This window comes from Variovorax sp. Soil_C_33 (assembly GCF_057656935.1).
In genome coordinates this window covers 15,187-37,546 of the sequence record NZ_JBDGJK010000028.1, presented here as the reverse complement: position 1 = coordinate 37,546, position 22,360 = coordinate 15,187, and the positions used below count along the sequence as shown (strand labels likewise).

Below are 22,360 nucleotides of genomic sequence, written 5' to 3'. Positions count from 1 at the left end.
GGTCGGGGCTGCTAGCCCCGCAAGGGCGTGGGCACGTGCCCGCCGATGTCGCGCGCGATGGTGAGCGCGATGTCGTGCAGGCGTGGTGCGAGTTCGTTACGCAGGCGCTCCTCGGTGAAGACGAAGGCCGCCCCGCCGCCGTTGAGCGCCATCACTTCGCCGTCGGGCCCGATGAGCGGCACCGACACCGAATTGATCTCGCGGTGGAACTCGCCGAGCGAGAGGCAGTAGCCCAGCCGCCGGGCTTCGCCGATGGCGTGCGTCATGCCGGGCGCAATGCTGTCCCACTCGGGGCCGCGCAAGAGGCGCATCGAATCGACCAGCTGTTTGCGCTGCGCCTCGGGCAGCGCCGAAAGATAGGCGCGGCCCAGGGCCGAGTTGGCCAGCGGCGCGCGCGAGCCCACGTCGAGCCGCGCCGACAGCATCGACGAGCGCGGCCGGCAGGCCTCGATCAGCACCATCTCCATGCCGTCGCGTATCGCCAGGTAGACCGAGGCGCCCACCTCCTCCGCCATCGCCTGCATGCTGGGCCGCGCGGCGGCGCGCACGTCGAGGCTGCCGAGGAACACGCGCGACAGCGACACCACGCCCGGGCCGAGCATGAAGCGGTCGGCCACCTGCGCGGCCTTGAGCATGCCCAGCGAGAGCAGCGTCGCGACGAGCCGGTTGACGGTCGGCCGCGGGATGCCTGTCATGCGCGCGATGTCGGCATGGCCCAGCACGGGGCGCGCCTCGCTGAAGCAGCGCAGCACCGAGATGCCGCGCTCCAGCGCACTCACGGTGTCGGCGCGGTCGCCGCGCGCATCGGCGGCATCGGCCGCGGAGAAAGAGGCGTCGTTTTTGTCAGTGGACATGGAGGAACCCTTTGCAAGACTCTGCAATGTAGAGGCTGGCGAAAGCGCGTCGGCCGGGTTCATGCGATTCAGATTCCGGCTTCGGCCGCGGCCCGCGCCTGTACGCCCTGCCCCGCGGCGCCTGAGCGCAGGTACACGCCCTGCGCGAGCAGCGCCGACTGCAGCTCGCCCACGTCGACGAAGCGCGGTTCGATGCCGCCCCGCGACGCCAGCGCCGCCGCCACGCCAGCGGCCTGGCCTGTGATCCAGCATTGCGGAATCTCGCGCATGAAGCCGTGCGAGTTGCGGTCGCACGAGATGTGCCGGCCGCACGCCAGCAGGCCATCGAGCTGCTGCGGCACCAGCGCGCCGTAGGGAATGGAGATGTTCGGAAACTTGGGCGACACCGCGGGCGTCACGCCCACCTCGTCGGCCAGCGCCACGCCGTCGGGCCACTGGCTGCGCAGCACCGCGCCCACGCCGGAGAGGCGCCGCGCATGGCGCACACCGATCTGCGGTGCGCTCAGCATCAGGTAGGCCTGCTCGAAGCCCGGCGCATGCGCTTTGAAGTAGTCCAGGTGCGCGGCCATCGCGCGGTGCGAGCGCACTTCCACGGCCGTGAGGTCGTCCACGTCGAGCGCCGAATAGCCCGACTGCCGAGGCCCCATGAACAGCGCCACGTCGTTGCGCCACGAGACGAAGGGCCGCTCGAACAGGCCGCACACTTCGCGCCCGCGCGCCATGAAGGCGCTGAACGCCTCGGGCTGGCCGGCCTTGAATTCGATCCAGCGGGTCATGTCCACGCCGCCGAACAGCCACGAGGTGTTCATGCAGTGGTGCACGTCGGCCTCCTCGATGTCGTTCACGAAAGCCGCGCCGGCGCGAGCGAACAGGTCGCCGTCGCCGGTGGCGTCGACCACCACGTCGGCCATGATCGCCATGCGGCCTTCCTTGCTCTCGAACACCACGCCCTTCACCGCACCGTCATGCACGATCGGAATCGCGGCCCACGAGTGGTAGATGAGCTTGACCTTGCGCTCCAGCACGATCTCCTGCGACAGCAGCTTGAGGCGCTCAGGGTCGATGGTGGGCGACCACGTGACCACGCCGTGGTAGGCGGCTGTGCGCTGCGACCAGTGCGCGGCCTTGGCCGCGTCCTGCGAGCCCCAGTCCTCGCGCGCCGGGCCGGCAATGGCGTCGGCCGGCAGGCGGTCGAACAGCTCTTCGGCAAAGCCGCGGATCACCAGTTGGCCTTCCCAGTCAGTCATGCGGTCGATCCAGATCACGAGGCCGCCGGTGGAAAGCCCGCCCAGGTGGTTGTAGCGCTCGAGCAGCGCGACGTCGGCGCCGGCGCGCGCGGCGGCCGCGGCGGCCGCGGTGCCCGACGGCCCGCCACCCACCACCAGCACGCCGCAGCGGTGGTAGACCGGAATGTCCTTGCCGGGCTCGGCCCAGGTGCCGTGGTCAGGCCGCTTGACGCGGCTGTCGCGGTCGAAGATGTCGGAGGACAGGATGCGCTCGTCGGTGCGGACGACAGTTTTCATGGATGAGTGTCTTGGATGGGCTTTTGTTGTATTTTGATTTTCATGTTCATTTTGTCAACCATAACAGCGGAAAGATGGCGTTTGGTCGGGGTATTCCCTAATCAGCATGGATTTTTATGACTTTCTAAATCAATATTAGAAGGACATCCAAACGGAGACATCGATGAAAAAACCTTGCGGCACCCGCCGCGCACTCGGCGCGGCGCTCGGCGCGGCGGCCCTCCTGGGCGTGGCGCCCTTTGCGCTGGCGCAAGACTTTCCCGTGCGCGGCGGCAAGCCGATACGCATCGTGGTGGGCTTCACGGCCGGCGGCGGCACCGATGCGCAGGCGCGCATCGTGGCGCAGAAGCTCGGCGAGGTGCTGGGCACCAGCGTGATCGTCGACAACAAGCCCGGCGCCAGCACCATGCTGGCCGCGAGCGAGGTCGCGCGCGCGCTGCCCGACGGCTACACCCTGCTCTACGCGCCCTCGTCGACCATGGCGCAGAACCCGCACACCTTCTCGCAGGTGCCCTACGACCCGTTCAAGGACTTCACCGCCATCTCGATGGGCGGCCGCGGGCCGCTGGTGCTGTCGGTGAGCGCCACCGTGCCGGCCAGCAACGTGAAGGAACTCATCGCCTACGTGAAGGCGAATCCCGGCAAGGTGAGCTACGCCTCGTTCGGTGCAGGCACCTCGTCGCACATCTACGGCGAGGCCTTCGTGAAGAAGGCCGGCCTCGACGCGGTGCACATTCCCTACAAGGGCGGCTCGGATGCGGCCAAGGACCTGATCGGCGGCCGCGTGCAGTACATGTTCGATTCGGCCTCCTCGGCGGTCATCACGGCGGGCACCGGCAAGGTGAAGATCCTCGCGATTGCCGCGAACGCGCGCATTGCCGCGCTGCCCGACGTGCCGACCTTCGCCGAGCAAGGCGTGGCGGGCCTCGACCTGCCGAGCTGGCTCGGCTTCTACGGGCCGGCCCACATGCCTGCGCCGGTGGTCGCGAAGCTCAACGCTGCGCTCACGCAGGTGCTGGCGATGCCGCAGGTACGCGAGTTCTACCGCAGCGGCGGCTACGAGGCCGGGGCAAGCACGCCCGAGGAATTCGCCGGCGTCACGCGCTCGACCTACGAACGGTGGGGCGCAATGGTGCAGCAGGTCGGGCTGGCGAAGCAATGAACGCCCGGCCGCACTCCCTCATCGGCCGCCGGCGCATTGCCGCATGGCTCGGGCTCGGGCTCGCACTGGGCACATCCGCGCTGCCGTGTGTCGCGCTCGCGGCCGATCCCGCACCCTTTCCCGAGAAGGGCCGCAGCATCCGAATCGTGCTCGGCCTTGCGGCGGGCGGCGCCTCGGATGCGCAGGCGCGCTTCGTCGCGAACAAGCTCGGCGAAGCGCTGCAGACGCCGGTCATCGTGGAGAACCGGCCGGGCGCGAGCTTCATCCTTGCCACCGAGGAAGTCATTCGCGCCGCGCCCGACGGCTACACAATGATGTACGCGCCCTCTTCCGTGGTGGCGCAGAACCCGCAGACGCTGGCGCAGGTGCGCTACGACCCGTTCAAGGACCTGACGCCCATTTCGCTCGGCGCGCGCGGCCCGCTGGTTCTCACGGTGCATGCGAGCGTGCCCGCGCGCACGGTGCAGGAACTGGTGGCCTACATCAAGGCCAATCCGGGGAAGATGAGCTACGCCTCCTTCGGCACTGGCACCTCCTCGCACATCTACGGCGAGGCCTTTGCGAAGCAGGCTGGGCTGGACGTGGTGCACGTGCCATACAAGGGCGGCGCCGATGCCGCGAAGGACTTTCTCGCGGGCCGCGTGCAGTACTACTTCGACGCCGCGCCCAACGCGATCCAGAACACCGCCACCGGCAAGGTCCGCATGCTCGCGGTGGCGGCGCCCAGGCGCAGCGCGATGCTGCCCGACGTCCCCACGATGACCGAGCAGGGCGTGAGCGGCGTAGACATGCCGAGCTGGCTGGGTTTCTACGGTCCCGCGCGCATGCCCGCGCCGGTGGTCGCAAAGCTCAACGCCGCGCTGGCGCAGGTGCTCGCGATGCCCGCCACGCGCGACTTCTTCCGCCAGGGCGCCTACGAGGCCGAGTCGTCGAGCCCCGCGCAACTGGCCGAGCTCACGCGCGCGACCTACGAGCAGTGGGGCGACATCATCCGCAAGCTCGGGCTTGCCAAGCAATAGCGCGGCGCCGGCCGCAACGCGTGACGCAACGAGAGATTAAAAACTCTGGGCATCATCCGCACTGCTTTCCACACGCCACATCCCCACACCCATGCACCTGCTCCTGCTCCTGCTCCTGGTCGAAGACGATGCCATTCGGGGGGAGGCGGGGTGCGACGGCGCACGCCAGAGCGGCTGGACCGTCGACCACGTCCGCGATGCGCCGGCCGCGCGGCTCGCGCTCAGCGAACTCGAACGGCCAGGCCACGTGGTCACGCGCAACCACCTGCAAGACGCCGTCTACGGCGGCGCGAGCGCGGTCGAGAGCAACACTATCGCCGTCTTCATCCATCAGTTGCGCCGCAAGCTCGTCGACGTCCTGATCGCACCGTGCACGGGGCATGGCTACGTCGTCGGCCAGCCGCGGCCATGAATGCGATGTCCTGACCATCAGGAAAGATGAGCGCGAACTCCTCATCAGTGGCGGAAAAGATGTCGTAGACGCAGTTCACTGCGCCATCGATGACCTGAATGTTCTTCATGCAAAGCTCGTGGTGGAGGGCGCCGCGAAGGTCTGGGGTTGGCCGCATCCTGCCCTACGGCGAGTGGGTGTGCACGCGCTTCAAACAGCGGCATCCGGATGGGGCCCCAAAGCAGGCGTCTACGGTGTTGATCCAGCCCGCCTCCAAGCGGTCACTGGACTGACGACACCCAGGGGCGAGCCAGGCGGCCTTAGGACCTCCGCTCGATGACGCGTTGGGCCGCCCATCACAGGGCTGATGCCCGACTTTGCGTCTACAGCCGGGGCCCTGTTGGCACGGGCTGCAGATATCGGCACGCCTTGCACGTGCGCAGCGACTCGCTTGCGTTGTACTCCGCTGAGGCCCTCTTCAAATCCTGCAGAAGATCGCCTTCGCCACGCGACACCTGATACAGCTTCGCGTCGCATCGCTCGCAATACCAAGCATAGCCTTCCGGCTCCCCGGCGCCGCGGGCTCGTTCGACGACCAGCCCCACCGTGTCCGCCGGGCGCTGAGGGGAGTGGGGCGTGTTGGCCGGTAGCAGCAGAACCTCTCCCTCGCGAATCACTTGCCGTAGCCGCTTTCCGTCGCCGCCGATGATCTCCAGCACGACGTCGCCCTTGAGCTGGTAGAAGAACTCGTCGCTGGGATCGATATGGAAGTCCCTGCGAGCATTGGGACCACCGACGACCATGATGATGAACTGAGAGTCCTCCCAGATCATCCGTGCCCCCACCGGCGGCTTCAGTTCGTCGCGGTGCGCTTCGATCCACCGATCGAGGTTGAGAGCGCTCAGCGGGCCGGCCATAAGATGGGCCCTCCTACTTTCGTCATTGTAGGACTTCAGCGGTGCCGCTAGGGTAGAAGCTGAAGGTGCGCGCGCCATGGAACGCCTCAAAGCGGTCCTTCGGGAGCGGCAGCTTGTGGCCGTTTCCGGCAGTCGGCCGCATTCTGCCTGTCCTTCCCCCTGCCCTGCGTTCCATACAACCTGCTGCGTAAGCCGAAACTATTCGAGTGGATTGATTTATTTGCGTCGTGTCGGCTCTCTGCGACATACATCCGGCGCGGATTCTCAAACTTTGTCAATTCGATTGCCGGGCGCCGCTCCCATCAATACGTTTCCCGGTCCGGTTTTGCAACCTCAGATGCCGACTGCGTCGGTCTCTTTGACTTGGCGAATGGGACTATTCCAGCGTAACCAACAAGCGTCGCGGGGCAACGCCCTGAGCACCTCCAGTTCAGCGGTGCGGTGTGCGCTGGCACCGGCCTACCGCACGCTTCGCCTTGCCTCAGGGCGGCGGCGCGGCCTTCCTCGAACTGCAAGACCACGCCACGTAAATGGCGCGTCCACGGAAAGTTCAGTGGCTCGCCAGACGGTCCAGACACGAACACCGGCCGCAGCCAACGCAAGTTCAGTTGCGCATTCACGAACGTCCAGTGGCGTTTCGCAGCCAGTTCAAACTAAGCTGCAAAAAATTCAAGTGTCGATGATCAGCTCATCTTGAATCGGCGGTCTTGATAGATCAGGTACTTACGACATGCCGAGCCACGACACCTTGAACTGCTTGTTCACGCTACTTTGAATTACCCGACAAGTTTTTCAACTTACTTTGAATTTTGCCCCCTCGCGCTGGCCGGCAGCCGCGAAATCGCTGGGAATCAGGCGTCCCCGTCGGCGCAGTTGTGTCGTCCGACGTCGCAGTTTCAAGGTCAGTGATGCGGATCAAGGGCTTGTTTCATGTCTCAGACTTGCCTTCTCACGCGGCGAGACTCCCCAGTGGATGAGCCGATAGGCCTCATGTGGCAGTTCATGCCCGCCGCCGGCACCGACTTCGACCTGAAGCAGAACATCAGCCCGCCGCATCACTTGATGCGCAATTCAGATCACCGGCGGGGCCACGAGTTTTGCGTGCGATGGTCAGTCGGCAGAATGCTCCCATCCCGACATTCATCGCGCCAAGTGCGCGCGCAACATGCTCCCCCTCGCCCTGACCTACTTCCGCGAAGTCGCCCTCAGCGGCTCGATCCGTCGCGCAGCGGAGCACCTGTCGATCGCTCCCAGCGCGATCAGCCGCCAGATCGGGAACCTCGAGACGGCCCTTCAGACTGCTCTCTTCGACCGACGGGCGCGGCGCCTGACGCTGACCGCCGCGGGCGAACTCGTGCTCGCGTACTCCGAACGCACCAGCGCCGATTTCGAGATGATGCGGGAGTCGCTGCAGCAGATCACCGGGCTGCAGGCGGGGCAGGTCAAGGTCGGAAGCGTCGAAGGCATGGTGACCTACTTCCTCTCGCGCTACCTCGCAAGCTTCAACAAGCGGTATCCGGGTATCAATGTGGCCGTGTCGGTCGTCGGCTCGCGCGCAGTGCTTGAACTGCTGAGCGACGGCGAGCTCGACCTGGCACTGGCATTCGGCCTTCCGGAGCGCAATCCGTTTCGGGTGCATGCCCGGCTGGACCAGCCGTTGTGCGTCATTGTCGCCGTCGGCCATCCGCTCGCCTCGCGGCGTAGCATCTCCTTTAAGGCGCTGGCGGATCAGCGCGTGGCGCTGCCCGATCATACTTTCCAGATCCGGTCGCTGATCGACGGCATTGCACTCAAGACCAAGACGCCGCTGCACCTCAGCATCGAGACCAACACCTTGGAGATGGCCAAGGGCGTGGTGCGCAACTCCGAGCTGCTGACCTTCCTGCCGCGCTATGCCGCGCTGCGCGAGATCGCCAACGGCGAGCTCTGCGCTGTGCCGCTGCAGGAGCGCGACCTGGCCCAGACGAGCATCAGCCTGATCACGATGCCGTCGCGCCAGCCGTCCCCGGCGGCGCGCAAGCTGCTGGAGACGTTCAAGGCCGGCATGACGCGCTACGGCGCGACCGCTGAGCGCGGCTAATCACGCCAGGCGCGTGTTCGCATATCGGCAACATTTTCGTGCCGAAATTAGCCTTCTTCACGGGTAGCAACCTGACTAGAGTTGCACGAACGGAGGCACTCATTCATGACCCAAGTTGTTGACTTTCAACCCGGCGGCTACCGATACGTCAAGGCCGTGTTCCAGTATTCCGCCGGTGTCGCCGCGCAGCCCGGCTTCGTGATCGAGCGGGTGCGCTTCCAACGCCCGCCTGCAATGACCGAGGGGTTCGACGCCATCGCCGCGCAGCTGGCGCAGCGCGGCCGGCCTCTCGCTGCGCTATGCGGCTGCGAACTGCGATCACCGGCGCCGTTCTCCGAGGAAGGCTTCGTCGAGTTCAATCGCCACTATGTGCAGACGCTCGAACGCTGGGGCCTGGTCGACGGCGATACAAATCCAGTGGCGCGCACCAACGTCTGCCCGGTGCACGAAGCCCCGGAGACGCCTGTGTTCCATGCTTTCTCCTACACCGTGCCGGATGACGGCGATACCTTGCCGAGCTTCGTGGTCGCTGGCGGCGGCGAAGCACCCGAAGGCCATCCGAACTACCGCGACGTCATCGTGCGCCTGGGCGACACCAGCCCGAACGGCTTGCGCGAGAAAGTTCGCTATGTGGTGGCGGAGATGACGCGCCGGCTCGAAGCCCTCGGCTTTTCCTGGCAAGACGCGATCGCAACGCAGGCCTACACCGTGCACGACATCGGACCGCTGATGTGGCAGGAGCTCGTGCAACGGGGTACGGCGCGCGGCGGCGTCACCTGGCAGTTCACGCGTCCGCCGATCGTCGATCTGGAGTACGAGATGGATCTGCGCCGCGTTGCGCGCGAACTCGTGCACGCTTAGGCCAATGCGGACACGACCAAGGCACAGAATGGCAACGGCAGAGCACTTGGCAACCGACCTGGCGGAGGGAAGAACCACCTCGCGCCAGCTGGTCGAGGAGGCCCTGGAGCGCATCGCGGACTCCTCCGCCGAGGGGCCGCGCGCCTTCACGCAGGTCGATGCCGGCGCGGCGCGCCTGATGGCCGATGCGTCGGATGCAATGCGCGAACACGGCATCATTCGCTCGCCGATCGAAGGCCTGCCAGTGTCGGTCAAGGACCTGTTCGCAGTCGCCGGCCAAGTCACGCGTGCGGGCTCGGCACTCCTGGCCGACGCAGCGCCCGCCGAGCAGGATGCAGCCGCCGTCGCACGACTGCGTGCTGCCGGAGCCATCATCATCGGACGCACCAACATGGTGGAGTTCGCCTTCGGCGGCGTGGGGCTGAATCCGCACACCGGAACGCCGCGCAATCCGTGGGACCGCAGCACGGGCCGGGTGCCTGGCGGGTCCTCTTCCGGCGCGGCCGTGGCACAAGCCGACGGCATGAGCGTCATGTCGCTCGGCTCGGACACGCGCGGGTCGGTGCGGATCCCGGGGGCGCTGTGCGGCGTGGTCGGCTTCAAGCCGACAGCGCGGCGAGTGCCGACGGACGGCGCCTTCCCCTTGTCGTGGACGCTCGATTCCGTCGGGCCGTTGGCCAATTCCGTCGCGTGCTGCGCGACGTACGACGCGATCCTCGCCGGAACCAGGCCATCCCCGCTCGTGCCGCTGGAGGTCCGCGGCCTTCGCCTGCTCGTACCTCAGGGAGGCCTCATGGACGACCTCGACGACGACGTAGCGCGCGCCTTCGGCGTCACGCTGTCTGCATTGGCGCGAGCGGGAGCTTGCATCACGACGGCGACGGTGCCGCCGCTCGACGCGCATCAATCCTACTTCGAGGGCGGCGGCATCGCCGGCGCGGAAGCCTTTGTCGTGCACCGCAAGAACCTGGACCGGCTGCATCTCTACGATCCACGCGTCGGCCAGCGCATTGCCCTCGGCGCCCACATCGGCGCGGCCGATCACATCGAACTCCTCCGCCTGCGGGCGTCGGCCATCGGCCAGTTCTCTGCCGCGGCTGCGCCTTTCGACGCTGTCGTGATGCCGACCGTGGCCTGCATAGCGCCGACGATCGAAGAAGCCGGACGCAGCGACGACGATTACGTGCGTTGGAACCTGCGCCTGCTTCGCAACGCCGGCGTCGTCAACTTCCTCGATGGCTGCGCGCTGACGTTGCCTTGCCACGAACAGGGAGCGGCGCCGGTCGGGTTCATGGTCTGCGGCCCGACAGGGACAGACCGGCACGTGCTGGCGGTCGGTGCGGCCATCGAGCGCGTCCTCGGGCCGCGTTGACTTCCGGCTGGCACGCGGCCGCTCCACTGATTTTCAAAGGAGACATTCAAATGACGACATATTCCAAGCGCATCCTGGCTACTCTCTGCACGCTGGCTGCCTCATTCGCGATGGCCGGCGCCGGCCACGCTCAAGACATCAAGGAGCGCAACTTCAAGCTCGCGTTCGTCAACCAGAAGGAGCATCCCCAAGGGATGGGCGCGCAGCGCTTCGCCGAGATCCTCGAAAAGAAGAGCGGCGGGAAGATGAAAGTGAAGCTCTTTCCCGCGGGCGTGCTCGGCGGTGATGCGGCCATCATCTCGTCGCTGCAGGGCGGGACGGTGGATCTGACGATGGTGGTGCCCGGATCGCTCTCTGTGGCCATCAAGGAATTCACGCTATTCGACCTCCCCTTCCTCTTCAACAACGAGAAGGAGGCCGACTTCGTGATCGACGGTCCCGTCGGCCGGAAGCTGCTGGACAAGCTGCCCGAGAAGGGCCTGATCGGCCTAACGTATTTCGAACATGGCTTTCGCAATGTCACGAACAGCCGGCGCCCGGTCGCGAAGATGGAGGACCTGCAGGGCCTCAAGCTGCGCGTGATGCAGATCCCGGTGATGATCGACATGTTCAACTCGCTCGGCGCGAACTCGTCGCCGTTGCCGCTGCCCGAGGTCTACACGGCGCTCGAGCAGAAGGCTGTGGACGGCCAGGAGAATCCGTACTCGCTGGTCGAAGCTTCGAAGTACTACGAGATCCAGAAGTACGGCTCGGACACCAAGCACACCTTCAATCCGATCGTGCTGCTGTTCAGCAAGAAGATCTGGGACCAGCTTTCAACGGACGAACGCAAGCTCCTGATCGATGCGGCCAAGGAGGCCCAGCCTTACCAGCGCAAGGCCAACCGGGAGGTCAACGCCAAAGCTGCAGAGTTCCTGAAGAGCAAAGGCATGACGTTGACCGAGTTCCCCGCGCAGGAGCGCGAGCGGCTTCGCGAGAAGCTCAAGCCCGTGACGGAGAAGTACGTGAAGCAGGTCGATCCGGCGCTCGCACAGGAATTGTTCTCGGAGCTCGGCAAGGCGCGCAGCGCCAAGTGATCGGGCCAGCCCTCAAGCAACCAAAGGAAGAGAGATCATGACGCGCCTGATCGAGGTGTACTGTCGGCTGCTGAACGGCGTGATCGCTCTCTTCCTGGCGATCATGGTCGTTCTGGTCTTCGGTAATGTGGTGCTGCGCTATGGCTTCAACTCAGGCATCACGGTGTCGGAGGAAGTTTCACGCTGGCTGTTCGTCTGGCTCACCTTCCTCGGCGCGATCGTCGCGCTGAAGGAGCATGCCCATCTGGGCACCGACATGCTTGTCTCGCGCCTGCCCGTCGCCGGCAAGAAGGCGTGCCTCGTCATCGGACAGTTGCTGATGCTCTTCATCGCGTGGCTGGTGTTCAAAGGCAGCCTCGAGCAGGCAACGATCAATTGGGACGTCAGCGCACCGGTCACCGGCGCCTCCGTCGCCATCTTCTATGCGTCCGGCATCGTGTTCGCCGTGTCGGCCGCGGTGCTGATCGCGCTTGACCTCTGGCGAGTGCTCTCCGGCCAGCTGAGCGAGGACGAACTGGTGATGGTCAAGGAATCCGAAGAACAAGGGGAGCTCGAGGCGCTGCAGGCCGAGCTGGCACGAGAGGACGCATCCCGCCTGAACCCCCACGGGGGTCGGCCATGACGGTCGCCATCTTCATCGGGGCCCTGCTCGGCACGATGGCGTTGGGCATTCCGATCGCCTTCGCCCTCCTCGCCACCGGCGTGGCGCTGATGTGGCACCTCGACCTGTTCGACTCGCAGATCCTGGCCCAGAACGTGATCAACGGCGCCGACAGCTTTCCGCTGCTGGCGGTGCCCTTTTTCATGCTGGCGGGCGAGATCATGAATGTCGGCGGACTGTCGCGGCGAATCGTCGACCTGGCGCTCGCGTTGGTCGGCCATGTGAAAGGCGGCCTCGGCTATGTGGCGATCATGGCCGCAGTTCTGCTGTCCGCGTTGTCCGGTTCGGCCGTTGCCGATGCCGCCGCGCTGACTGCGCTGCTGTTGCCGATGATGGTGAAGGCCGGGCACGACAAGGCGCGTGCGGGGGGCCTCATCGCGGCCTCCGGAATCATTGGACCGATCATCCCGCCGAGCATCGGCTTCGTCATCTTCGGCGTTGCGGCCAACGTGTCGATCACCAAGCTGTTCCTGGCCGGCATCTTCCCGGGACTGCTGATCGGCGCGTCGCTGTGGTTCACCTGGTGGTGGCTCGGCAGGCGCGAGAAGATCGAAGCGCCGCCGCGCAAGTCGCGCGCCGAGGTACTGGTCGCGTTGCGCGCATCGACCTGGGCGCTGATGCTGCCTGTGATCATCCTCGTCGGCCTGCGCCTGGGGGTGTTCACGCCGACCGAGGCCGCCGTTGTCGCCGCCGTCTACGCGCTGTTCGTCGCTACCGTCGTCTACCGCGAGCTGAAGCTCAATCAGCTATACGCCATCTTCGTCACCGCCGCAAAAACCACCTCGGTAATCATGCTGCTCATCGCCGCGGCGATGGTGTCGGCATGGCTCGTCACGGTGGCCGACCTGCCGAGCAAGGTGATCGGCTTGCTCCAGCCATTTATGGGCAACCCGACGCTGCTGCTGATCGCCATTATGGTGCTCGTGATGGTTGTCGGCACCGCGATGGACATGACGCCGACTATCCTGATCTTGACGCCGGTGCTCATGCCGGTGATCAAGGCCGCCGGAATCGATCCCGTCTACTTCGGTGTGCTGTTCATCATCAACAACTCGATTGGACTCATCACGCCACCGGTAGGCACCGTGCTCAATGTGGTGGCCGGCGTTGGCCGCATGAAGATCGACGAGGTCACCAAGGGCGTGTGGCCCTTCATGCTGGCCGAGCTGCTGGTGATGTTCCTGATGGTGCTTTTCCCCTCGCTCGTCACCGTGCCTGCCAGATGGTTCGGTGGCTAGCGAGACGCAAGGCCCGCCCACCGGCTCCACCACTTCTGCGAGATCGACCATGAAAGCATTGAGAAGAACTCCGGCATCCTTGGCGATGTGCCTGGCGGCGATGGACGCATCGGCGCAAGCACGACCCGTGGTGCAATTCATCGCCAAGGGTGGGACGATCGCCGTGAAGGTCGACCCTGCGACCCAAGGCGTCGTCCCCGCGATTTCGGAGGATGACCTGATGCAGACGGTACCTGATGCAGGCAAGTACGCGACCATCGAAGTCAACAGCTTCTCGAACATGCCGGCCAACTACCTCGATCTGAAGGGGGCTAGTTGGCACTTCGCCTTGGACGGCTGCTCCGCAGCGGAAGCGGTCCTTGAGCCTATGCTCGCGTACTACCGTAGTCGGCTGCGGATTCAACCGGTCGTTCGCGAACGGAGCAGAATTCGATCGACTGCCGTCGCTCACACAACCAAGCCATATGACGCTCGACGCATTCGACGAGGGGCTTGAGCACCGGAACGTCGTGCCTTACGACCTTGCCTACAGCGACGTCTTCTCCAAGGTGCATGCGTACGTGAGGTCGCACCTGCAAAAAATCGAACTGGTGCATATGGCAGTACGGCTGTCGTCGGTCTGCGCGGCAAGCCCATGATCGACATTGCGGCAATCACGAGCCGCGAGGATCTTCGAGCCGAGCAACGCACCTTTGAGCTCGCGGGCTTCCACCGTCGGGAAGTTTGGGTGGATAGGGATGAGAAGCCCTACGTCTGCGCTTCCGTCTTGCATGATGGGCGGCGATTCAACATCAACGTGCACATCTGCCACCGCGGAGACCCAGTGCACAAGGACTCCCTGGCTTTCATGGGCATCCTCAACCGTCGCCCGGATCTGCGTAGAAGGTACGAGGAAGCCAAGGATCGAGCTCACGCAATAGACCCGGCGAACCCGCAGGTCTACAACAAGGAGAAGGAGGCTGTGATCAAGGAGATCGAGGCCCAGATCTCAACCCGGTGACTCGGTGGGACGACATCATGTGGTTCCTCGATTGCCGACAGGCAGAATGCGGCCATGAGCCGCCTTACATGACCGGCCGCGACCGGGCAATCTCACCCCACTAGGCTGCGCCAAGCGTGAGCGGCCGTGATTCGCTTCGATAGTTCGGTGGCCCAGAACCGTGGCTGCGACCGATACTCCAAATCCTCGGCTCCGGAGGAACACCATGTCAGCCATCGACTTGCGCGACTCTTTTCTGAGGACTGCGTTGTGTATGCGCCTCGGCGTCGACTTGCCCATCGTGCAGGCACCCATGGCGGGCGGCTGGACCACGCCTGCGCTGGTCGCCGCCGTGTCCAACGCCGGCGGGCTGGGCATGCTCGCCGCGGCGCGCCTTTCGCTGGACCAGCTGCGCGAGCAGATCGACGCGGTGCGGCGACTGAGCGCGCGGCCTTTCGGGGTGAACTTCCTGCTTGCGCCGCCGGACGCCATGCCGTCGGACGTTGCCGGCATGCAGGGCGCGCTCGACGCCGGACGGTCAAGGCTCGGGCTGGCGCCCGGCGCCACCTCGCTGCAGTTGCCGCCTTCGCCGATGAACGCACAGTTCGACCTCGTGTGCCAAGCGGGGGTTCCGGTGGTGAGCTTCGCGATGGGTGACCCAGGACCCTGGGTCGACCGGGCGAAAGCGTCGGGCGCCTTCGTAATGGCTATGGCTACGTCGGTGGCCGACGCATTGCGACTGCAGGCCGCCGGTGTCGATGCGATCGTTGCGCAGGGCAGCGAGGCGGGTGGCCATCGCTCCACGCTCGACCTCCCTTCGGGAGTCGAGGCGCCGCTCGTCGGCTCGCTGGCCCTGGTACCCCAGATGGTGGACGCCCTGCAGGTTCCGGTCGTTGCCGCTGGCGGCATCATGGACGGCCGCGGCGTCCTTGCCGCCCTGGTGCTCGGAGCCCAGGCCGCCCAGCTGGGCAGCAGATTCCTGCTGGCCACTGAAAGCGGCAGCTTCGCGGCCTACCGCCGTCGCCTGATCGAGGCCACCGAAACCGACACCGTGATCACTCGCGCCCTGACAGGCCGGCCGGCGCGGGCCTTCCACAACGAAGCGATCCGGGCGGTGGATGCTACGGCCGCGCCGATCCTAGGGTGGCCCTACCAGGCACTGGCTGCGGATGACATCTATGCCGAGTCAGTCCGGCAGAACGACATCGAATGGGCGCCATTGTTTGCGGGCCAAGGACTTCGAATGGCGCGCGAATGCTCGTCTGCGGCTGAGATAATGGCCTCACTGGAGGCCGGGTTGAGAGAGCAGCTCAAGCGCCTTGTCGGCTCCGCAAAGTGCTGAGGCCAGTGGTCCTACGGCGACGCGCTACATCACGCCGCCGCCTGGTTCGTCGCTCAGCCCATCGGCTCGGGACGTGACTACTGGGGCGCCGCACGAAGACGCGCGCCGCGTCCACCGAGAGCTGGCCAGAGTCAAGGCACGCTGCAAGCTTGAGCCACGGGCGAAGACGTACTCCTGCTACGAAGCCGGCCGCGACGGTTGGTGGCTGCACCGTTGGCTGGTCGAGCAAGGCGTCGACAACATCGTGGTCGACGCCGCCAGCATCGAGGTGAACCGCCGCGCAAGACGAGCGAAGACCGATCGCCTCGACGGCGACAAGCTGCTGGCGATGCTGCTGCGCCAGCACGCGGGCGAACGTGCGTGGTCGGTGCTGCGCGAGCCGACGCCCGAGGACCGATGACCGCAGTCGTGTCGCCTGCGTCCAGCGTGTATCGGCTCGGTCCGCGCTGGCCATCGCCGGCGGTCATCTTCCACTTCTTGTCGCCAAGCTCGAAGCTCGCGTACAGGTCGCCAGGCTTCGCCGTATGCTTGGCGCGTAGGACTGTCTGTGTCGTCATTTCCGTCTCCTTGGTCAGAGGTTGGAAATTCCGTTCTAACTAAACGGCGGTGACTCGGGTAGTCCTACATAGCATCTTTATGCATAGCCTCCGCAGGGGCGGCGCACTACATAAAACTTGCCGCGGCGCACGACCTAAGGCACAGTCGCGCTAGCGAGACGCTCCTTTGCCGCTCGGAAGTATTGGATGAATGCACCGTCAATGGGGGCGCAGCATTTTCGCGACTTGGCGGTCTTCGAAGGGGGATGCTATGCGTATCGCTCGCTGGTTCGTCGTTGGCGTACTTGCCTTGCTATTTGCAGGCTGTGCAAGCACTCGAACATCCACCCCAGAAGCGCAACAGGCGCTAGCTCCGACCGGGAAACTTCGGGTGGCATTTCTCTCGGCTCCGCTCTACGTGGTCAAGGACCCTGCGACAGGCGAGCTCAAAGGGCAGGCTGTCGATCTCGGGAAGGAACTTGCACGCCGCGTTGAAGTGCCGTTCGAGCCGGTCCCTTATGCGAACGCCGCAGCAATACTCAGCGGCGCGAAGTCCGGGGAATGGGATGTCGTGCTGATGGGCATCAATGCGGAGCGCGCGGCCGCAATCGATTTTTCCGCACCTTACCTTGACGTCGAGCAGGGATACCTCGTCCGCGCCGGCGTGCCAATTTCCACAATGGCGGACGTGGACAGGCCCGGAATCCGAATTGCCGTAATCGAAAAGGCCGGTGCCGATCTGTACCATTCGAACAACCTTAAGAATGCGACGCTTGTCCGCGCAAAAAGTGTCGATGAGTTGTTCGATCCTGTGTTCGTGTCGAAGCAAGCGGATGTGATCGCCGCGACCAAGTCGACCCTCTTCGAACGGTCCGGCAGTCAGCCAGGCTCGCGGGTGCTCGACGGCCGATTCCTCGTCGAACCGGTCGGGATGGGCGTGCCCAAGGGGCGCAAGCCCATCGCTGCTTCGTACGTCGGCAACTTCGTCGAGGAGGCAAAAGCAGTCAACCTAGTCAAGACTGCGATCGACAGAGCCGGCCTGCGTGGCGTAACCGTCGCCCCATTGAAATGACACTCTCCAACCTTGGGTAGGAGCGGACGACGGCAAGTCGAGACCATTGAGCACCCCGTTGGACGACCGTTTCGCGGCGCCAAGTTTGACAGGCACTAGGACGGCTTCGGGCCGAGGCTGTGTGGAAACTCCCGTGATGGCCGCCTATATTGAGCCAACCCGTTTGAACGAGGTGGTGGCCTATGAAGCGATTCATCGAAGGCGAAGACCGTCAGCAGGTCACTCTGCTGCCAGAGTGCCTTGACGACTACATCGGCGAAGACAATCCGGTGCGAGTCGTCGATGCGTTCGTCGAGGAGTTGGACCTCTATTCATTGGGCTTCGAAGGCGTTGAACCCGCAGCCACTGGGCGCCCCTCATATCACCCTTCAGTCCTGCTGAAGCTCTACATCTACGGCTACCTGAACCGCATTCAGTCCAGCCGCCGCCTGGAGCGCGAGGCGCAGCGCAATGTCGAACTGATGTGGCTCACCGGCCGGCTCGCGCCGGACTTCAAGACCATCGCCGACTTCCGACACGACAATGGAGCCGGTATTCGCAACGTCTGCCGCCGCTTCGTCATCTTGTGCCGCGAGCTCAAGCTGTTCACGCACGCGATCGTGGCCATCGACGGCAGCAAGTTCAAGGCGGTCAACAGCCGCGACCGCAACTTCACGCCCGGCAAGATCGACGCGCGGCAGCGGCAGATCGAGCAGAGCATCCAACGCTACCTCGACGCGCTGGAGACGGCCGACCGCACGCAGCCTGCGGAGGTTGAGGCCAAGACCGAGCGACTGCAGGACAAGATCAAGAAGCTGCGCGAGCAGATGACGCAGCTCGATGACACCAGGGAAGAGTTGAAGAAGGAGCCTGACGGCCAACGCTCGCTCACCGATCCCGATGCGCGCTCGATGCTTCAGTCAGGCAAGAGCACGGGCCTGGTGGGCTACAACGTCCAGACTGCCGTCGATGCCAGGCACCACCTGATCGTGGCTCACGAGGTCACCAACGTCGGCCACGAGCGCGCGCAACTCAGCAAGATGGCAAAGGCTGCGCGCGAGGCGATGGGCAAGACCAGACTACAGGCGCTCGCAGATCGCGGGTACTTCAACGGCACGGAGCTGAGGGCCTGCGAGGATGCGGGCATCGCGACCTACGTGCCCAAGCCGATGACCTCGAACGCCAAGGCCGAGGGACGCTTCGACAAGAGCGACTTCATCTACATCGCGAAGGCTGACGAGTATCAATGTCCTGCAGGCGAACGAGCCATCTACAGGTTCAGCACGTCAGAGAGGAACGGACTCAAGGCGCGTCTCTACTGGACCAGCGCCTGCCCCAGGTGTCCCATGAAGGATCAATGCACGCCCGGCGACTACCGACGCATCCGGCGGTGGGAGTATGAGGAGGTGCTCGAGCGCGTTCAGCAACGCCTGGATCACAAGCCTATGGCCATGACGTTGCGAAGCACCGTTGAGCACGTGTTCGGAACCCTCAAGCACTGGATGGGCTGGACGCACTTCCTGACGAGGAAACTGGAGCACGTGAGCACCGAGATGAGCCTGCACGTGCTGGCTTACAACCTGAAGAGGGTGATCGCAATCTTGGGTATAGCCAGGACGATGAAGGCGATGAGATTGATGGGGGCGTGAGCTCGTAAGGCCCCCTCCAACGATCAATTTAGACGACCCCGGCGCACTTGCCGAGCACCGCCTACTGGACAAACCGCTATTGGCAACTTCGCCGCGTCCTGGGTCATCGCCTGCACACTAAAGGAGAGCGTTTGCACACGGCCTCGGCCCTAACCGGAAGCTCGCAATGCTCGATTCGGCGCAGCAAAGCGGGCGCTCAGAAGTCGGCGTCGGCGCGGATCATGTCCGCCACCTTCTTCCAATCATGAGCGTCGGCGCATTGGATGCGGCCGCTGGCCTAGCTGGCGCCCGTGCTCGACGATGCGGGCGCAGCGTCCCCGCCGCAGAGGAGTAGCATAGGCGCGTGATCGTTGCCAGCCTCGCAATCCCGCGCCGATTCAATGGCCCGCCACGGTCGGGCAATGGCGGCTACGTGTGTGGCCGCTTGGCGCGTTATCTCGCCGCGCCGGCAAGAGTGCGGCTTCGCGCGCCGCCGCCGCTCGAGCGAGAGCTGACGGTCGAGGCCACGGGCGACGAGGCGCGCCTGCTCGACGGCGAAGTGCTCGTTGCCGAGGCGCATTGCTGCGATCTCGAGCTCCTTGTGTCCGCGACACCGAGCTTCGTAGAGGCTGAGGCCGCGTCGAAGCGCTACCCCGGCTTCGTGCACCACCACCTGCCGGGCTGCTTCGTCTGCGGGCCACAACGAGCCGAGGGCGACGGTATGCGCATCTTTCCGGGCCCGACCGCCGCCGACGAATCGGTGTTCGCCGCGCCGTGGGTGCCTGATGCCTCGCTGGCCGACACCTCGGGCCACGTCGCGACCGAGTTTCTATGGGCCGCACTCGACTGTGCAGGCGCCTTCGCGCTAAAGCCGGCGAACGACGAGCTGATGTTGCTCGGCGAGCTGTCGGCCCGCGTCGACCGCGACGTCCGACCCGGCGAGCGCTGCGTCGTCGTCGCCTGGCCGCTTGCGACCGACGGCCGCAAGCGCTTCGCCGGCACTGCGATCGTGTCCGAGGCCGGCGACTCGATCGCCGTCGCGCAGGCCACCTGGATCGTGGTCGCGAGCCTCGATCGCTGAGAGCGTCCATGCGCGCCGTCATCTGCGAAAGCTTCGATGGCCCGCACGCGCTGCGCGTCGGCCAGATGCCCGAGCCGACCCTCGAGGCGGGCCAAGTGCAGATCGACGTGCACGCCGCAGCGGTCAGCTTCATGGACTACCTGATGGTGTCGGGCAAGTACCAGATAAAACCCGCGACGCCATTCGTCCCGGGCACCGACGGCGCAGGCATCGTCAGGGCTGTCGGCCGCGGCGTCAGCCGCTTCAGGCCAGGCGACCGGGTGGCCTGCAGTCACTGGTTCGGCGCGTACGCGGAGACGATGGTGGTCCCCGAGCTGAAGGCCGCGCCGCTGCCTGACGGAGTCGACTTCGACACCGGGTCGACCGTGATCCACGCCTACAGGACTGCGCTCTATGCGCTCGAGCAGCGGGCAGCGGTGCGCAGAGGCGAGACGGTGTTCGTCACCGGGGCGGCCGGCGGCGTCGGCCTCGCGGCGGTGGACGTTGCGCGCCACCTCGGCGCGCGCGTCATCGCCGGTGTGGGCTCTGACGACAAGATCGACTTCGTGATGGAGCACGGCGCGATGGCGGCGGTGAACTATCGGGCGGAGCCGCTGCGCGAGCGCGTCAAGGCGCTTACCGACGGCAAGGGCATCGACGTCTGCTTCGACAACGTGGGCGGCAGCGTGTTCGCCGAGATGACACGGCTGATGAGCTGGTGCGGCCGGCTGATGCCGATCGGCTTTGCTGGCGGCGAGATCCCGAGCGTGCCGATGAACCTGCCGTTGCTGAAAAACTATTCGATCGTCGGCGTGTTCACCGGTGCCTGGGCAGAGAAGTTCCCGCTTGAAAGCGCTGCCACAGACGCGAGGTTGATGCAGCTCGTCGCCACCGGCCAGTTGCATCCGCATGTGAGCGACGTGCTGCCGCTCGAACGAGCCGCCGACGCGATGAACGCAGTGGCGAACCGCACGGTGCGCGGCCGAGTCGTCTTGCGCTGCAGCAGCAGACTGTAGCCTCTTGGCGCTCGAGACTCGCGGCCTCGGACACCCGGTCGAAGACGCAACCCGTCGATCCGGACGCCTGAACCAGACGGTCGCGAGTGCCCGGTGCTGGCCGATAGTACCCATCCGCGCGAGCACGCCGAACTTCGGCAATCAGTCTTGGGACTAAACCGCTGCCGCGGTAGCCCGCCGCTGAGGCCGCGGCGGATGGCAAGCATGGCGCCCCTGTCTATGTTGAGGAGCGAGGCAATCGGCCTCGTTCTTCGACAGGAGCAGGATCATGATCCCTTCGACTCAAGCCGTCTCGCCGCTGCGCCAGCGCATGCTCGACAACATGCGCATGCGCAAGCTCGAACCCAAGACCCAGGCGGGGTACATCCGCGCAGTGCGGGGTCTCGCCAGCTTTCTCCACCGCTCTCCCGACACAGCCACCGCTGAGGATCTGCGGCGCTTCCAGTTGAACCTGGTCGATCGGGGCGTCTCTCCCATCACGCTCAATGCGACCATCACCGGCTTGAGTTCTTCTTCGACGTCACGCTTGGCCGTGGCGAACTGATGGCCGGGATGAGCCCCGTGCGCGTGGCCCAGAAGCTTCCGGTGGTGCTCAGCCGTGAGGAGGTTGCACGCCTGATCGCCGCGGCCGCCAACCTGAAGTACCAGACGGCACTGTCGATTGCCTACGGCACAGGGCTGCGGGTCAGTGAGATCGTTGCCCTGAAGGTCGGCGACAACGACAGCCAGCGCATGACCCTGCGCGTCGATCAGGGCAAGGGGCGCAAGGACCGCTACGCGATGCTCTCGCCCGTCCTGCTTGAACGACTGCGGGCGTGGTGGCGGCTGGCCCATGCACAGGGCAAGATGCTGTCGGGCGGTTGGCTGTTCCCGGGCATGAACCCGGTGGACCCGTTGACCGCGCGCCAGCTCAACCGCGCCGTCCACGACGCCGCCGAGGTGGCCAAGATCGACAAGCGTGTCACCATGCACACGCTGAGGCACAGCTTCGCCACTCACCTGCTGGAGCAGAAGGTCGACATCCGTGTGATCCAGGTAATGCTCGGGCACAAGCGGCTGGACACGACCACGATCTACGCGCACGTGGCCACCGCCTTGAATCGAAAGCTGGCCACATCGGCTTGCGGCATCTGGCGCCGAAGAAGATCCATCAGCAGCGTTGCGATCAGCGGTCCATGCACGATCAGGCCGGGGTAGCCTTCGACCTGGGTGACGTACTGCCTGTCATAGTGGATGCGGTGGCCGTTGAAGGTGAGCGCCGAATAGCGAAACAGCAGCACGTCATCCGGCACGATGGAGCGCTTCCATTGGGCTTCCGCAGGCGCGGCATGAGGCGGTGTCGCAACATCGTTCGGGCCCTGCGCCTCACGGTGGACGATGTCGTGAAATTCGACGAGCGCCGGATCGCTGCTGTCGTTGCAACGCACCTCGTGCCTGATTTTGACGAAGACAAGCGTGCCGGTGCGACCCTCTTTGACGGTCACGTCGTCGATGGTCGAGGTTCGCGCGACGCGGTCACCGACTCTTAAGACATGCCAATGCCGATGAAGCCTTGGTCCCGCGTCAGCCAACCAGCAGTTTGTGGATCGGTTGG

The 22,360-nt window shown here is 65.2% G+C and carries 21 protein-coding genes and 3 pseudogenes; 19 read left to right on the top strand and 5 right to left on the bottom strand.

Features of this window, described 5'->3' with window-relative positions; genetic code table 11:
- Positions 1-11: 11 nt before the first annotated feature.
- On the bottom strand, positions 12-854 hold the full coding sequence (locus AC3A6B_RS28860) for an IclR family transcriptional regulator (RefSeq protein ID WP_487840063.1): 843 nt from the start codon (positions 852-854) through the stop codon (positions 12-14).
- A gap of 68 nt (positions 855-922) precedes the next feature.
- A complete protein-coding gene (locus tag AC3A6B_RS28855) occupies positions 923-2,377 on the bottom strand; it encodes an FAD-dependent oxidoreductase (RefSeq protein ID WP_487840062.1) in 1,455 nt (484 codons plus the stop codon).
- Positions 2,378-2,540: 163 nt separating this feature from the next.
- Here AC3A6B_RS28855 and AC3A6B_RS28850 point away from each other — a divergent pair, with 163 nt between their 5' ends.
- From AC3A6B_RS28850 to AC3A6B_RS28840, 3 genes are all read left to right on the top strand, one after another.
- The gene (locus AC3A6B_RS28850) at positions 2,541-3,539 is read left to right on the top strand and encodes a Bug family tripartite tricarboxylate transporter substrate binding protein (protein WP_487840061.1); all 999 of its coding nucleotides are present in this window, start codon (positions 2,541-2,543) and stop codon (positions 3,537-3,539) included.
- The gene (locus AC3A6B_RS28845) at positions 3,536-4,558 is read left to right on the top strand and encodes a Bug family tripartite tricarboxylate transporter substrate binding protein (protein WP_487840060.1); all 1,023 of its coding nucleotides are present in this window, start codon (positions 3,536-3,538) and stop codon (positions 4,556-4,558) included. The genes AC3A6B_RS28850 and AC3A6B_RS28845 overlap by 4 nt, the downstream gene beginning before the upstream one ends.
- Before the next feature lie 91 nt (positions 4,559-4,649).
- Positions 4,650-4,970, top strand: a complete 321-nt coding sequence (locus AC3A6B_RS28840) for a helix-turn-helix domain-containing protein (protein ID WP_487840059.1) — start codon at positions 4,650-4,652, stop codon at positions 4,968-4,970.
- On the opposite strand, the gene AC3A6B_RS28835 is transcribed toward AC3A6B_RS28840, so the two are convergent.
- Together AC3A6B_RS28835 and nbaC are read right to left on the bottom strand one after the other, a co-directional pair.
- On the bottom strand, positions 4,882-5,079 hold the full coding sequence (locus tag AC3A6B_RS28835; protein ID WP_487840058.1) for a hypothetical protein: 198 nt from the start codon (positions 5,077-5,079) through the stop codon (positions 4,882-4,884). The two genes, AC3A6B_RS28840 and AC3A6B_RS28835, sit on opposite strands and share 89 nt — an antisense overlap.
- Before the next feature lie 253 nt (positions 5,080-5,332).
- Positions 5,333-5,866, bottom strand: coding sequence for a 3-hydroxyanthranilate 3,4-dioxygenase (gene nbaC / locus AC3A6B_RS28830; protein ID WP_487840057.1), 534 nt, complete (start codon positions 5,864-5,866; stop codon positions 5,333-5,335).
- 1,165 nt (positions 5,867-7,031) lie between these two features.
- Here nbaC and AC3A6B_RS28825 point away from each other — a divergent pair.
- From AC3A6B_RS28825 to AC3A6B_RS28750, 16 genes and pseudogenes are all read left to right on the top strand, one after another.
- The gene (locus AC3A6B_RS28825; RefSeq protein WP_487840056.1) at positions 7,032-7,946 is read left to right on the top strand and encodes a LysR family transcriptional regulator; all 915 of its coding nucleotides are present in this window, start codon (positions 7,032-7,034) and stop codon (positions 7,944-7,946) included.
- 105 nt (positions 7,947-8,051) lie between these two features.
- Positions 8,052-8,807: a 2-amino-5-chloromuconate deaminase CnbZ gene (cnbZ, locus tag AC3A6B_RS28820; protein ID WP_487840055.1), complete on the top strand. Its 756-nt coding sequence runs from the start codon at positions 8,052-8,054 to the stop codon at positions 8,805-8,807.
- A gap of 28 nt (positions 8,808-8,835) precedes the next feature.
- Positions 8,836-10,179: an amidase gene (locus AC3A6B_RS28815; RefSeq protein WP_487840054.1), complete on the top strand. Its 1,344-nt coding sequence runs from the start codon at positions 8,836-8,838 to the stop codon at positions 10,177-10,179.
- Positions 10,180-10,229: 50 nt separating this feature from the next.
- Complete coding sequence (locus AC3A6B_RS28810; protein ID WP_126837277.1) at positions 10,230-11,255, top strand: TRAP transporter substrate-binding protein; 1,026 nt, start codon at positions 10,230-10,232, stop codon at positions 11,253-11,255.
- A 37-nt stretch (positions 11,256-11,292) separates the two neighbouring features.
- A complete protein-coding gene (locus AC3A6B_RS28805; RefSeq protein WP_126837276.1) occupies positions 11,293-11,877 on the top strand; it encodes a TRAP transporter small permease in 585 nt (194 codons plus the stop codon).
- Entirely contained in the window at positions 11,874-13,154 is a 1,281-nt protein-coding gene (locus AC3A6B_RS28800) for a TRAP transporter large permease subunit (RefSeq protein WP_487840053.1), read from the top strand. The genes AC3A6B_RS28805 and AC3A6B_RS28800 overlap by 4 nt, the downstream gene beginning before the upstream one ends.
- Positions 13,155-13,203: 49 nt before the next feature.
- Positions 13,204-13,650, top strand: coding sequence for an asparaginase domain-containing protein (locus AC3A6B_RS28795; RefSeq protein WP_487840052.1), 447 nt, complete (start codon positions 13,204-13,206; stop codon positions 13,648-13,650).
- On the top strand, positions 13,619-13,792 hold the full coding sequence (locus AC3A6B_RS28790) for a hypothetical protein (RefSeq protein ID WP_487840051.1): 174 nt from the start codon (positions 13,619-13,621) through the stop codon (positions 13,790-13,792). Before AC3A6B_RS28795 ends, AC3A6B_RS28790 begins: the two co-directional genes overlap by 32 nt.
- Complete coding sequence (locus tag AC3A6B_RS28785) at positions 13,789-14,154, top strand: GrpB family protein (protein WP_487840050.1); 366 nt, start codon at positions 13,789-13,791, stop codon at positions 14,152-14,154. Before AC3A6B_RS28790 ends, AC3A6B_RS28785 begins: the two co-directional genes overlap by 4 nt.
- 205 nt (positions 14,155-14,359) lie before the next feature.
- Positions 14,360-15,475, top strand: coding sequence for an NAD(P)H-dependent flavin oxidoreductase (locus AC3A6B_RS28780; RefSeq protein WP_487840049.1), 1,116 nt, complete (start codon positions 14,360-14,362; stop codon positions 15,473-15,475).
- A gap of 58 nt (positions 15,476-15,533) precedes the next feature.
- Positions 15,534-15,866 (top strand): annotated as a pseudogene (locus AC3A6B_RS28775) (IS110 family RNA-guided transposase); the annotation flags it as partial.
- 416 nt (positions 15,867-16,282) lie between these two features.
- Positions 16,283-17,083 (top strand): transporter substrate-binding domain-containing protein, encoded by an 801-nt coding sequence (locus tag AC3A6B_RS28770; protein WP_487840048.1) that lies wholly within the window; start codon positions 16,283-16,285, stop codon positions 17,081-17,083.
- A gap of 182 nt (positions 17,084-17,265) precedes the next feature.
- Complete coding sequence (locus AC3A6B_RS28765) at positions 17,266-18,711, top strand: IS1182 family transposase (RefSeq protein WP_487840047.1); 1,446 nt, start codon at positions 17,266-17,268, stop codon at positions 18,709-18,711.
- 343 nt (positions 18,712-19,054) lie between these two features.
- Positions 19,055-19,771, top strand: a complete 717-nt coding sequence (locus AC3A6B_RS28760) for a hypothetical protein (RefSeq protein ID WP_487840046.1) — start codon at positions 19,055-19,057, stop codon at positions 19,769-19,771.
- Positions 19,772-19,779: 8 nt separating this feature from the next.
- Positions 19,780-20,766, top strand: coding sequence for an NADPH:quinone oxidoreductase family protein (locus AC3A6B_RS28755; RefSeq protein ID WP_487840045.1), 987 nt, complete (start codon positions 19,780-19,782; stop codon positions 20,764-20,766).
- A gap of 268 nt (positions 20,767-21,034) precedes the next feature.
- A pseudogene (locus AC3A6B_RS28750) lies at positions 21,035-21,963 on the top strand (tyrosine-type recombinase/integrase).
- Here the strand turns inward: AC3A6B_RS28750 and AC3A6B_RS28745 are convergent.
- Positions 21,855-22,295, bottom strand: a pseudogene (locus tag AC3A6B_RS28745) (HTD2 family dehydratase); the annotation flags it as partial. The pseudogenes AC3A6B_RS28750 and AC3A6B_RS28745 overlap by 109 nt on opposite strands.
- Positions 22,296-22,360 lie beyond the last annotated feature (65 nt).

Excerpts from the sequence above, each read along its gene's own strand:
- AC3A6B_RS28795 (WP_487840052.1), top strand. The coding sequence starts at position 13,204 with ATGAAAGCATTGAGAAGAACTCCGGCATCCTTGGCGATGTGCCTGGCG.
- AC3A6B_RS28860 (WP_487840063.1), bottom strand. The coding sequence starts at position 854 with ATGTCCACTGACAAAAACGACGCCTCTTTCTCCGCGGCCGATGCCGCC.
- nbaC (WP_487840057.1), bottom strand. The coding sequence starts at position 5,866 with ATGGCCGGCCCGCTGAGCGCTCTCAACCTCGATCGGTGGATCGAAGCG.
- AC3A6B_RS28785 (WP_487840050.1), top strand. The coding sequence starts at position 13,789 with ATGATCGACATTGCGGCAATCACGAGCCGCGAGGATCTTCGAGCCGAG.
- cnbZ (WP_487840055.1), top strand. The coding sequence starts at position 8,052 with ATGACCCAAGTTGTTGACTTTCAACCCGGCGGCTACCGATACGTCAAG.
- AC3A6B_RS28780 (WP_487840049.1), top strand. The coding sequence starts at position 14,360 with ATGTCAGCCATCGACTTGCGCGACTCTTTTCTGAGGACTGCGTTGTGT.
- AC3A6B_RS28850 (WP_487840061.1), top strand. The coding sequence starts at position 2,541 with ATGAAAAAACCTTGCGGCACCCGCCGCGCACTCGGCGCGGCGCTCGGC.
- AC3A6B_RS28835 (WP_487840058.1), bottom strand. The coding sequence starts at position 5,079 with ATGAAGAACATTCAGGTCATCGATGGCGCAGTGAACTGCGTCTACGAC.
- AC3A6B_RS28805 (WP_126837276.1), top strand. The coding sequence starts at position 11,293 with ATGACGCGCCTGATCGAGGTGTACTGTCGGCTGCTGAACGGCGTGATC.
- AC3A6B_RS28825 (WP_487840056.1), top strand. The coding sequence starts at position 7,032 with ATGCTCCCCCTCGCCCTGACCTACTTCCGCGAAGTCGCCCTCAGCGGC.
- AC3A6B_RS28765 (WP_487840047.1), top strand. The coding sequence starts at position 17,266 with ATGAAGCGATTCATCGAAGGCGAAGACCGTCAGCAGGTCACTCTGCTG.
- AC3A6B_RS28800 (WP_487840053.1), top strand. The coding sequence starts at position 11,874 with ATGACGGTCGCCATCTTCATCGGGGCCCTGCTCGGCACGATGGCGTTG.
- AC3A6B_RS28855 (WP_487840062.1), bottom strand. The coding sequence starts at position 2,377 with ATGAAAACTGTCGTCCGCACCGACGAGCGCATCCTGTCCTCCGACATC.
- AC3A6B_RS28755 (WP_487840045.1), top strand. The coding sequence starts at position 19,780 with ATGCGCGCCGTCATCTGCGAAAGCTTCGATGGCCCGCACGCGCTGCGC.
- AC3A6B_RS28770 (WP_487840048.1), top strand. The coding sequence starts at position 16,283 with ATGCGTATCGCTCGCTGGTTCGTCGTTGGCGTACTTGCCTTGCTATTT.
- AC3A6B_RS28810 (WP_126837277.1), top strand. The coding sequence starts at position 10,230 with ATGACGACATATTCCAAGCGCATCCTGGCTACTCTCTGCACGCTGGCT.
- AC3A6B_RS28790 (WP_487840051.1), top strand. The coding sequence starts at position 13,619 with ATGACGCTCGACGCATTCGACGAGGGGCTTGAGCACCGGAACGTCGTG.
- AC3A6B_RS28815 (WP_487840054.1), top strand. The coding sequence starts at position 8,836 with ATGGCAACGGCAGAGCACTTGGCAACCGACCTGGCGGAGGGAAGAACC.
- AC3A6B_RS28840 (WP_487840059.1), top strand. The coding sequence starts at position 4,650 with ATGCACCTGCTCCTGCTCCTGCTCCTGGTCGAAGACGATGCCATTCGG.
- AC3A6B_RS28845 (WP_487840060.1), top strand. The coding sequence starts at position 3,536 with ATGAACGCCCGGCCGCACTCCCTCATCGGCCGCCGGCGCATTGCCGCA.